Annotated in this window: 10 protein-coding genes; 4 read left to right on the forward strand and 6 right to left on the reverse strand. The window is 43.3% G+C overall.

Annotation, left to right across the window (positions count from 1 at the left end):
- Positions 1–307 precede the first annotated feature (307 nt).
- Positions 308–1,612 (reverse strand): saccharopine dehydrogenase family protein, encoded by a 1,305-nt coding sequence (locus ACR64G_RS00805; protein ID WP_435979676.1) that lies wholly within the window; start codon positions 1,610–1,612, stop codon positions 308–310.
- A 375-nt stretch (positions 1,613–1,987) separates the two neighbouring features.
- Here ACR64G_RS00805 and ACR64G_RS00810 point away from each other — a divergent pair, with 375 nt between their 5' ends.
- Complete coding sequence (locus tag ACR64G_RS00810) at positions 1,988–2,143, forward strand: DUF1328 domain-containing protein (protein WP_435979677.1); 156 nt, start codon at positions 1,988–1,990, stop codon at positions 2,141–2,143.
- 81 nt (positions 2,144–2,224) lie between these two features.
- Here the strand turns inward: ACR64G_RS00810 and ACR64G_RS00815 are convergent, their stop codons facing one another.
- The 4 genes from ACR64G_RS00815 to ACR64G_RS00830 form a co-directional block, all read right to left on the reverse strand.
- Complete coding sequence (locus tag ACR64G_RS00815; RefSeq protein WP_435979678.1) at positions 2,225–2,518, reverse strand: 4a-hydroxytetrahydrobiopterin dehydratase; 294 nt, start codon at positions 2,516–2,518, stop codon at positions 2,225–2,227.
- Positions 2,519–2,565: 47 nt separating this feature from the next.
- Positions 2,566–2,859 carry a GNAT family N-acetyltransferase gene (locus ACR64G_RS00820; RefSeq protein ID WP_435979679.1) on the reverse strand — a complete coding sequence of 98 codons (294 nt, stop codon included), beginning with the start codon at positions 2,857–2,859 and terminating at the stop codon, positions 2,566–2,568.
- Between the two features lie 90 nt (positions 2,860–2,949).
- Positions 2,950–4,287 carry a fatty acid desaturase family protein gene (locus ACR64G_RS00825; RefSeq protein WP_435979680.1) on the reverse strand — a complete coding sequence of 446 codons (1,338 nt, stop codon included), beginning with the start codon at positions 4,285–4,287 and terminating at the stop codon, positions 2,950–2,952.
- Between the two features lie 146 nt (positions 4,288–4,433).
- Positions 4,434–5,549, reverse strand: a complete 1,116-nt coding sequence (locus ACR64G_RS00830) for a flavin reductase family protein (protein ID WP_435979681.1) — start codon at positions 5,547–5,549, stop codon at positions 4,434–4,436.
- Positions 5,550–5,994: 445 nt separating this feature from the next.
- Here ACR64G_RS00830 and ettA point away from each other — a divergent pair, with 445 nt between their 5' ends.
- Complete coding sequence (gene ettA / locus ACR64G_RS00835) at positions 5,995–7,656, forward strand: energy-dependent translational throttle protein EttA (protein WP_435979682.1); 1,662 nt, start codon at positions 5,995–5,997, stop codon at positions 7,654–7,656.
- 81 nt (positions 7,657–7,737) lie between these two features.
- On the opposite strand, the gene plsB is transcribed toward ettA, so the two are convergent.
- Positions 7,738–10,533, reverse strand: a complete 2,796-nt coding sequence (gene plsB, locus ACR64G_RS00840) for a glycerol-3-phosphate 1-O-acyltransferase PlsB (protein WP_435979683.1) — start codon at positions 10,531–10,533, stop codon at positions 7,738–7,740.
- A gap of 193 nt (positions 10,534–10,726) precedes the next feature.
- Here plsB and ybaK point away from each other — a divergent pair, with 193 nt between their 5' ends.
- Both ybaK and ACR64G_RS00850 read left to right on the forward strand, forming a co-directional pair.
- On the forward strand, positions 10,727–11,197 hold the full coding sequence (gene ybaK / locus ACR64G_RS00845; protein WP_435979684.1) for a Cys-tRNA(Pro) deacylase: 471 nt from the start codon (positions 10,727–10,729) through the stop codon (positions 11,195–11,197).
- 67 nt (positions 11,198–11,264) lie between these two features.
- Positions 11,265–11,642, forward strand: coding sequence for a 5-carboxymethyl-2-hydroxymuconate Delta-isomerase (locus ACR64G_RS00850; protein WP_435979685.1), 378 nt, complete (start codon positions 11,265–11,267; stop codon positions 11,640–11,642).
- Positions 11,643–11,659 lie beyond the last annotated feature (17 nt).

Consider the following 11,659-nt stretch of genomic DNA (forward strand, 5'->3'; position numbering starts at 1 on the left):
TTGTGAAATACTACTGAATGTCTAAATGTAGAAAAATTTTTTATTTATGTAGAGACAGTCGTATAGCGTAGATACTGGTTATCAAAATTTATATTACCCAAATGACTACTTGAGCGCTGTGACAATAGACTAAGAATATGTAGCATAATGTAGTGAATATGGAGTATGTAGCAATATCAGTTACCTAAAAGTCCTATTACTATTATTTACTGACAAAAAAGCTGCATCTCAATAATAAGATGCAGCGCATTTTGCTAATTTTTGGAATAAATAATAAATAAAATTAGATTTAACTAATTATCTACTTTTAATTATCAACAACTTCAAAGGTTAGACCAGCGTGATCTTGCAAACGAGTGATTAGATGCTCACCCATGGCAGAGGCAGGCGTCCAAAAACCCCCTTTAACACTGTCTCTTGAGATATCTTGCACTAGGCATAAAGCCGATTGCGCCAGCATACGAGAAGTACTGCCATAGCCTGGATCTTTGTCACCTGTGACTTTGATACTGATATGATTATTCTTAGGCGTTCCACCAAAAAAGCGAATATCAAAAAAACCATTGTCTTGCTCAGACTTAGAAGGACCACTACCTGACTTCGGCAGCACATGTTTTGAGAGCAGTTCACGACTGGGTTTGAACATCATAGTAGTAGCAAAGCCTAATAAGCCTGCACTTAGAGCATAGCTTGTCACCTGACCTTTAATACCATCTTTCATCCACATTGCTTCATCATACTTAAATTTGCGACCATACTCATAGCCTGATAACTGATTACTACGGTGTACGATGCGCGTGTTGATGCTTGCCATAACAAAAGGCGCAAGCCAGCGATTATGCTTATCATCGTACTCAGGCTTGCCGACATTGTCTTGGCGTACATTTGGCACATCATTGTCGTTATTGAGTAGGTACGGATTGGCTACTTGTTTACGGCGTGACTTGTCTTGACCGACCTCCTCAAAGATAGTGGCCATTGAGGCGATAGTACCGCCAGATAACCCACCCTTGGCGGCCTTTACGCGCATATGAATCACATCGCAGGCTTCGTTGAACTGGTCTTCAGCTTGCTGCTGAGTAAAATACACTCCTAGATCTGAGGGAATAGAGTCAAAGCCGCACGAGTTAACGATACGAGCTCCGCTTTGTTTGGCGGCGTCTTCATATTTATCCATCATATCTCTGATAAAGATAGCTTCACCAGTGAGATCAACATAGTCTGTACCATGAGTAGTACACGATCTGATCAAAGGCTCACCATACTTTAAGTAAGGTCCTACTGTTGAGATGATAACTTCGGTCTGCTTAGTCATATCATCTAGGCTTGCATCATCGTCACTATTGGCAATGATGATATCGACCTTTTGATCCGTGCCAGAGCCTCTAAGCTCAGACTGTAGCGTCTTTAGCTTCTCTTCATCGCGACCGGCTATCGCCCAAGTTGCTTTGGCCGAATCCTTACTTTCTGATAAAAACTCTGATAAATAATGAGCAGTGATTTGCCCCACAAAGCTAGTAGCACCATACAAGACAATCGCATATTTTCGCTTATCTTTATTAACGGTTTGCGCAGGGTTTGAGTTCGTTGATGCGTCTTTTTTAGTATCCATAATATTTTCCTTAATAGTATGTAATAAGTAGGAGAGAGTAATATCTTTTGAATCAAAGGCTATAGCAACTATAAATGCCTAACCGGTTGGAGATATAAGGCAGATTTTACGCCAATGCAAATAGGTATGCTAGCTGGTATTTATATCTACAAACATAAGCACTCAGTGTCAGACAGTCTACAGCGTCAATGCACATATGATTACATAAGTTACATAACTCAATCTTTGATTACTTAATTGAACAATGCTCATCAAACTAATTTAGTATTATTTGGCTTTGAAGAACGACATTAAAAATAATTAATTAAAGCTAACATTACTCGATAATGACTTATCTAAACAATGATTTATTATTGGGCATTCAAGGAGGATTATATGTTTCGTTGGGCTATTATTTTTGCAGTTGTTGCACTAATCGCAAGTTTGCTCGGATTTGGTGGCGTTGCTGGCTTGTCTGCTAATATCGCTTACATATTACTAGCAGTTGCTGTTATCTTATTCATCGTGGCTTTTGTTAGCCGTAAAATGTAGATCGCTAAAAGATTTACTTTTGAGTAAGCCTACAAAAAACCGTCTTTCATAGAAGACGGTTTTTTGGTTTGTAGATTCATATCATAGTCTGCTGGGCTGAATAATATGCTCCATACGTTTAGCCAAGCGAATATCACGACTCGTAATACCACCTGTATCCTCTGATGTTAAACGCACTTCCACTATGTTGTACATGTTTCGCCATTGGGGATGATGCTCAAGCGCTTCTGCATAAAAAGCCGCTTGATTCATAAAACTCATAGCTTCTATAAAATCGTTGAAGTGGTAGGTTTTGGTGATGCTACTGCCATCACGCTGCCAGCCTGCCAACTCATCTAGCTGCATATCTACTTGCTTGTCAGATAAACTACTCATAATGATGTCCTTATTAATATATTGAACCAAGCTTTGTCTAAAAACACCTAGACTAGATCTTGATACTCAGGATGTTTGTTTATGTATGATGAGACAAACGAGCACTGCGGTATTACCTTTTTGTCATGAGCGCGTGCATAGTCCAAAGCATGCTTGACTAAGGCTGAGCCAACACCGCGTCCGCCTAGAACTTCAGGGACGATAGTATGGTCATAGACGAGCGTATCGCCGCGCTCTTGATAGCTGATATAACCGGTATTATTATCGATAGAGGTCTCAAAACGTTTGGCGTTTTGGTTGTGTGAGATATCTACCTGTTGTGTATTATCTGGATCACTCATATTATTCTCCGTTTTTTAGGATATTTTATTTGTATGACTGAGACTAAACGACTTAGAGCAGGATAAAGGTTATATATTACAGAATAAAGATTACTGGGCATAAAACAAGGCATTACGCATCACTGGTGGTAGATATTTAGTCAGACCGCGCGTGGTAGGCAAGGATTGTGCCGTTGCGCTCTCATCTAGCTTCAATGTGGCTTGCGCTTTTATGTGTAATTTTTTTTCATCAGCATTGGGTTTACTAAAGTGATGAATACGCTTGATAACCTGTTTGAGCTGCTGCGCAAAGCTGCCAGTATTGTATGCCAGGCCGTACTTTTTGCATATGTCTTGTACTTGCGGCGCAATGCGCGTATAGCGGTTGGCTGGCATATCAGGAAAGATATGATGCTCGATCTGATGGGACAAATGACCGGTCAAAATATGAAACCACTTGCGACCTGTGATATTACTTGAACCCAGTATCTGCCTGGCATACCAGTCGCCGCGGCTCTCATTGTCATCGAGATGGGTGTAGATATGTGCCTGCTCAGTAAAATGACCACAAAATATCACCGCCCAAGTCCAAACGTTACGTACGATGTTGGCAGTAACGTTACCACTAACTGTCATCATAGCACTGCGAGCACCAAATACTAGCCCTGCGAGCGCAGGGGTAGCGATATAATCTTTGCCCACTTGGCGCTTTATCTTATTAAATAGAGCTTGAGACTTCGGCTTCATGATTTCGGCTAAGCGTGTATCGTTTGCATATTCATCAACGCTAATCTGTATGTCATGAAATGCTACCGCCCACTCAAACCCTAATGCCAAGATCATCGTACTCAACAAGTTGTTGCGATCGCTTGGCGTCCAAGGCTGCTCATCGGTCACTCGGATAAGATGATACCCTACATCGTGGTCACGACCTACAATATTGGTAAAGGTATGATGCAAATAATTATGCGAATGCTGCCAGAGCGGCGCTGGACAGACAATGTCCCAATCGAACTTCTGACTATTCAAATGCGGATGCTGCATCCAGTCATATTGACCGTGCATAACATTGTGCCCAAGCTCCATATTGTTTAGAATTTTACTAAAACTCAGTAAAGAGGTGCCCAGCAGCCAAAGACCCAGTTGCTTGTGACGCGACGAGGGATAAGCGGCGATGCCGAGCAGACCACGTGCTAGGAGCTCGCTATAAACGACTGCGCTATAAATACGCTGGATGTAATGAGCGTCCTCTGCGCCAAGAGATGCCATCATGCTATTGTATAGGGCATCTAACTCAGCAGCCATAGCCTCAGTTTGTGCTTTTGATAATGGCGCACCGCTCAAGGTAGGATAAGGCATATGTGCTGACGATAGATTATCTATGACAGGCGAGATAGATGTCGTAGGAAGCGCTGATCGAGCACTAAACATAGGAGATAATAAACGCATAAAAATTCCTTAGTTGAAGCAGTAACTATGGGCCAATATATGATAGATATATGAGACTTATGGTCGAAAACCTTAAGAGCTGTATATCGGATTCTTTGCATCTCAAAGTGCTTTCACTTTACATCTCAAAGTGCCCTACTTGTTGTCTAAATATCGAGTATGACATCCGTTAAAGGCACATTAATACAAGTTTGAATAGATTCAAAACCGTCGCTGCTGACAGCGCCCGTCTGAATGTTTTTGACCTGACCACTTATCTTTTGACAGCGACATAGATGACAGATACCTCGGCGACATCCATAAGTCAGGCGTATACCGGCCGCTTCAGCACTCGCGAGCAAAGTAGTATCACTAGGGAACTGTCGTTGTCGTCCTCGTAGATAAACGGTTCGCTCTACGATATCGGTCTCATTTCGAACTTCGTCGTAGCTAGGAGTACTCGTACCAAATTGTTCTACAGTAATATTGTCGCGTAGCGAAGTGTCATACTCTGAGCCGATATCACTGGCTGCCTGATAAAGGCTTGATAATAACCCTTGCGAGCCACAAGCATATATTTGCGTTCGATTGAGTGGTAGTCCAAGTGCTAGCAGACTCTGAGCAGTTAAATGACGGCTGTTTGCAAGATAAGTACTGGCGTCTTCGGTTACAATAAGATGGTAACGAAACCTAGAATACCTCGAAGATAAAGATGACCAAATAGACGTCAATATAGGGCTGCGATTGTAATGAAGCAAAGTCACCACCTGTCCATTCTGTAGCGCTTGGGTTATCAGTCCTAGCATCGGCGTAATTCCGCTACCGCTAGCGATACATAATACCGGTGAAGTGTTATTCGGCGTCAGTACAAAACTGCCACTTGGTACACTGCATTCAAAAACATCACCGAGCTCTGCGTGCCAAGTTAGATGCTTAGATATCAGACCTTGAGTCTTGATGGCGATAGTAATAGTGTGCGGTGTTTGGCTCTCCCACCATAGACTCTGTTTGGATAACCCTACTAACGAATACTGGCGCTGGTGACGAATACCCTCTATCGGAATGATTACACTAACGTGCTGTCCACCCTGCCACTTATTTTTGGACTGCTGACGAAAAGCATAATTCGTCTCAAATTGAAAGGCAATAAAATCATCGTCCAGCATGTGTCTTGCCATCAAGCGCAATTTTGGTACAGTTAAGGACCAAAAAGGATGTATACGCGTACTCATAAAATCCATAAAGACGCGCTGGATAATCTCAGGCTGATAGCCAGTCGTCATATATAGGTATCCTTTATACTGCGCTTTAATGTAATAAGTATTAGAGTTGACCCTGCATTGGCATCGACAAGATTATGACTTTGTTAAGCAATATTAACATACTAGTCTGTATTGATTAATTCTATAGTTTATTTGATGCAAAATTTTGTAGGAGTTATAAAACGAAAATATATCGTTGTATCATTATGAATATAGCTCATCGATAGCTCATATAAATACTTATGCATAGCTTTTATACAAAAGGCTCAGTACAACCCCACAAAGCCAGCTACAAATACTAAATACGACTGAACACACCAGAAAACAAGCTCTCAGGTTGCAGGGGCTAGAGTACAATGCGATAATGGTTGACAATTTATATCTCAATTCCAAAGCAGTTACCGTCGCCGTGATAATAATGATGCGCTTGGTGATTGCTATTTCTAGGTAGTCCATCGGAGTATCAATGGCTCAATATATCTACACAATGAACAATGTGTCAAAACTTGTTCCGCCTAAGCGCGAGATTCTAAAAAATATCAATTTATCATTTTTCCCTGGCGCCAAAATTGGTGTACTCGGTATCAACGGTTCAGGTAAGTCAACCTTGCTACGCATCATGGCAGGCGTCGATACTGAGTTCAGTGGTGAAGCACGCGCGCAAACGGGCACCAAAATTGGCTATTTGCCGCAGGAACCACAGCTTGATGACAGCAAAAACGTCCGTGGTAATGTCGAAGACGGTATGCGTGAGGCGTTAGATGCGCTATCACGTCTAGATGCGATTTATGCCGAATACGCGGAACCCGATGCAGACTTTGATAAGCTTGCAGAAGAGCAAGGTAAGATGGAAGACATTATTCAAGCATGGGATGCGCATAACCTAAACACCCAACTTGAAAAAGCGGCTGATGCATTGCGTCTACCGCCATGGGATGCTGATGTTAGCAAACTGTCTGGTGGTGAAAAACGCCGTGTGGCGCTATGTCGTCTGCTATTGTCGCGTCCTGATATGCTACTACTCGATGAGCCAACCAACCATTTGGACGCCGAATCAGTCGCATGGTTAGAGCAGTTCTTGCAGAACTACAGTGGTACTATCGTTGCCATTACCCATGATCGATATTTCTTAGATAATGTTGCTCAGTGGATTTTGGAGCTGGACCGTGGCCATGGCTATCCGTACGAAGGCAACTATACTGAGTGGCTCGAGCAAAAGAACACTCGCCTTGAGCAGCAAAATAAGCAAGAAGAATCGTTTGCTAAAGCATTGAAAAAAGAGCTTGAGTGGATTCGTAAAAACCAAAAAGGTCAACAAACTAAGTCTAAATCTCGTGTACAGCGTTTTGAAGAATTAAACTCGACGGAATTTCAAAAGCGTAACGAGACTTCAGAGATTTATATTCCGCCTGGCCCTCGTTTAGGTAATAAAGTCATCGAAGTCAACGACATCTCCAAGTCATTTGGCGATCGTCTGCTTTATGAAAACCTAAGCTTTAATGTGCCAGCAGGTGCTATCGTTGGTATCATCGGTCCAAATGGTGCGGGTAAAACTACGCTATTTAACATGATTACCGAACGTGATACGCCAGATACGGGTTCAGTGGATCTAGGCGAAAGCGTCAGCGTTGCCTATGTCGGTCAGGTACGCGACAACTTAGATGATAGCAAGACCGTTTGGGAAGAGATATCTGATGGCCTCGATATTATTACCGTTGGTGACTATACGACGCCAAGCCGCGCTTATATTGGCCGCTTTAACTTTAAAGGTTCAGACCAGCAAAAGCATGTCGGTCAACTCTCAGGTGGTGAGCGTAACCGTCTGCAATTAGCGAAGACGCTAAAGCAGGGTGCGAACGTATTGCTCCTCGATGAACCTTCAAACGATTTGGATATCGAAACTCTGCGGGCGTTAGAGGATGCTGTTCAAGTGTTCCCAGGTACGGTTATGGTCGTCTCGCATGATCGCTGGTTCCTTGACCGTATTGCGACGCATATTCTAGCCTTTGAAGAGGAAGGTCCAGTTTGGTTCGACGGCAACTACTCTGAGTTTGAGACCTATCGCAAAAAGACTATGGGTGATGATGCTACGCCTAAGCGTATGAAATACAAAAAGATTTCGACTTAGTACCGCGTTTTAGTCACCTTAGGCCGTAAAAAAGACCTCTAATAATTGGAGGTCTTTTTTATGGCCTAAATTTATATATATTTAACGCTTACGCCCAAATTTGCGCTGTTTTTTATTGCTAATCTCTGTAATAGCATGCGCAATCTCATCGTCATCCAAATTTGCCACTTGCTGCAAGGTTTGCATGATATCGGTTCCTAATACGTACTTGGCGTGCTGAGCAATATCATTGATGCGCTGATCAAAGGTTAGGACTCCTGATTCTGCGTCTTTTTGAAGATAATTAAGACGTTTAAGGGCGGCGACAAAACTGGTGAACAGTGCACGATCAAAAAAGTCAGGAATATCATCTGCGTAGAGCACTGATAAGCGCTGACCGAGCAGATGGCACAGATCGACCACTTCATCTTCAGTCAAATTACCAGAGCCTTGCTGCGCGAGCAGGGCAAGCGTCATAAAATAACGCTCAAGGCTTTGTTCGACAGGCGTTGCTAACACTTGAAGCTGCTGATACCTACTACTATTGGCTTCAGGTACACTCAACTTACCATCGCTTAGCTCAACGATGAGTCCATGAGCGATCATGTTATCGATTTTTTTATTCAAAGTGTCTTTTAGACCATGTGCTGGATAGTACAAGAACAGCTCCGTTTGTAGGAACGGATACAACTGCTCGACTATACCATCAAGGCGGCTGCGTTCAATGCGACCATTACGCGCAACAAGCGCGGCTAAGAACGACATCAAGATAAAGACATGCAAGATGTTATTGCGAAAGTAGCTCAGTAGCGCCGCTTGTTTGCCCGCGACTTGTATAATATCACCTAAAATATGCGGTATACGCTCAATCAGTTTGAGCTTGATGCCGTAGTCGATGATTTGCTGCGGCGTCATAACGGTGACGATCGTATCGTCAGAGTAGGGCATGTTACTTGCGATATTGTGATAAAGCGCAATCTGCTCACGGCAGATATCTTCATCAAGAGCTGCTTTTGGTGCTGATAGCAATACCAAGGAGAGCAAGGACACAGGGTTAACTACTGCCGCTTTATTGATGTGCTGCATGATCTTGATACCGATATTATCGACCATCGCACTGGTATTGTCATCAAGTGGTGTATCGGTGCGATCCGTAGGCAAACTATTGGCAGGCACATCGAACTTTTGCATAAAGTCCTCAATGTGGAGCGGCGTACCAAAACTTAAATGCACTGATCCAAAGATACGCTCGATTTTGCGTCCGACTTTGAGCAGACCTATTAGCGACTCTGACTCTTTAGGTTTACCCTTAAGCTCGCCGATGTAGGTGACGCCCTCCATAATGCGCTCGTAACCAATATAGGTTGGAATAAATACTACAGGCTTATTAGTGCGGCGCAGCTGACTGTGAATCGTCATCGCTAGCATACCCATCTTGGGTGGTAGCAGACGCCCTGAACGGGAGCGCCCGCCTTCGATAAAGTATTCGATAGGCGTATTACGAGTGATAAGCGTATGCATATACTCACGTAAAACGGCGGTATACAACGCATTACCACGAAAGCTACGACGAATATAAAAAGCAACAGCGCCGCGTAATAGCGATCCCAATATGGGGACATCTAGATTATCACCCGCCGCCACATAAGGAATGCTCAGACCGCGCTTATAGATGACATAGGAGAGTAATAAATAATCAACATGACTGCGATGACAAGGCACGTAGATGATTTCGTAATCCGTTGCTAGAGCCCGCACACGTTCAAAATGATGGACTTCCACACCGTCATATAGCTGCGTCCACAACCAAGTCAAAAATTTATCAAAGATACGAATGACTTGATAAGAGTAATCGTTGACCATCTCATTAGCATAGTCCTTGGCCGTTGCTCGCGCCTCGCGAACACTAACGCCACTGGCTACAGCTTCAGTTTCTATCGCATGTTTGATAGCAGGGGAGTAGATGAGCTTATCGACTAGATTACGCCTATCTGATAAATCCGGTCCAAGCATACTGGCACGCTGTTTATCGAGATAAATATTGAGCTGCTGCTGTAGTGAGCGTACTAGTTCACGATGACCATCACTCGCTGTCATGAGTTCATGAGACGGCGTATCGTTATTACTAGTGAATGTGCTTGTGTTAGAAGTATTGGCTTCAGAAGTGTGGATAATATCAGCTTCAGTCAAAGCTGTGATATCGACCGCTACTGCGGCCTCTACATTGATAGACATCGGCTCGTCCGCTATAAGCTCGTCAGGCAGACGCTTATAAATAGCTTGGCGCAAGTCCTGCGGCGCGTGGAACTGTACAAAAGTATCGCGGCCCATAACGCCAATGTTAAATAACTGTTTGGTGATCCCAGGATCTTCCCAGTTGTCCGTCATAAGCAGTTTGAACAGTGAATCTTCTTTTTCAGGAGCGCGTCCCCACAGTATAGAGACAGGGATGAGTCTAATCTTTAAATCAGGGTAGCGCAAAATAGCAGCAATGAGCCGTGCTAGGCGCGGCGAGAGTTGATCGTCTTTTGCCTTTGGATGATGCAAAAATATAATACCAGCGTTCTCGTAGATGTCATGCGCGTGGTCACTGACTTGAGCCAAAGCGGGCGGTAGACTGTGCTCCCCAGTCTGCAAGTCAATCAAGAGACTATTGGAGCGCGAATAATCTTGCAACACATAAAAGGTCAGGGTCTGATCGTCACCATCGAACTGCGGCACTTCACCTAAGAGCTTAGGCTTGACTGCGACATCGAGCGCTTGTCCCGATATCTTGCGATACAGCTGATTTAGAGGCGTATTGCCTTGAGGCTTGTCTATCGACTTAACCGTTTTGTTTGGAGCGTTATCCTTAACGGGCGCTCTAAAAAGGCGTTTTTTTATAAACTTAGGTATCATAATGAGTAGTCAAAAGTCGTAAAGTGTAATAGGCTTATGATGCCATAAAAGGACATAAAACGATATCTTCTGTGTTCATTCAGTATTAATATAATATTAAGTGTTAGTAGTTTGAGCTCAAGATACGGCAACGTATTGTGACGCAAAACTGTCTTTTAGTCTTATCTATATCATAAGTTAGGTTCTGTCGCCTATGACTCCAGCAATCGATACCGCCAAAAAACATCAGCTTGATTACCACATTCATGAATATACTCATAATAGTAGCGCTGTCTCCTATGGGTTGGAGGCTGCCCACAAGCTTGGCGTGGCAAGTGTACAAGTCTACAAAACCTTGGTGGTCATGGCAGAGACAGGTCTGCTTGCCGTAGCCGTACTGCCAGTGGACAAAACCTTGAACTTCAAAAAAATGGCCAAAGCGATACGCCATAAAAAGGTGCAACTGGCTGATCCCAAACAAGTAGTACGTAGTACAGGATATGTATTGGGCGGCGTCAGTCCTTTGGGACAAAAGAAGCAATTAGTGACTATTATTGATAGTGCAGCCCTCAAGCAGACCAGCATCTATGTCAGTGCAGGTCGCCGTGGTCTTGAAATAGAATTATCTGCTCTACAATTAGCCGAGACGCTCAACGCCCGTTTTGAAGATATTGTGGATGGCTAATCTTTATGTTTTAATCTCTCAGTTTTCAAACTACTAATTCGTTTTTTAGCAAAAAAGGATAACCTCTATGCCGCATCTAACGATTCAAGCGACGCCCAATGTGACTATTTCGCATAAGGAGTCTCTGCTAAAAGCATTGAACCAAGCGCTGTGGGATAGTGGACATTTTGGCAAACCTACTGATATTAAAGCGCGAATACTACCGATAGAGACGTTCTTAATAGGTGTAAATGATGACGAGCAAGAAAATGGCTTTATTTATGTGCATCTAAAACTGATGTCAGGGCGTGATATGGTCGCGCGCAATCAGTTGTGTGAGCTGCTTATCACAACGACTGAAGCGATACTAAAGGATGAGCAATCAGGTCGCGTCACTATACAAGTCTGTGCTGAGGTAGAAGAGATCAGTGCGGTCTATCATAAAAAGTTTTTTAGCGCACTCTAATAAATAGCTTACATTTT

The sequence above is a fragment of the Psychrobacter sp. DM4 genome (assembly GCF_051307035.1).
GTDB lineage: Bacteria > Pseudomonadota > Gammaproteobacteria > Pseudomonadales > Moraxellaceae > Psychrobacter.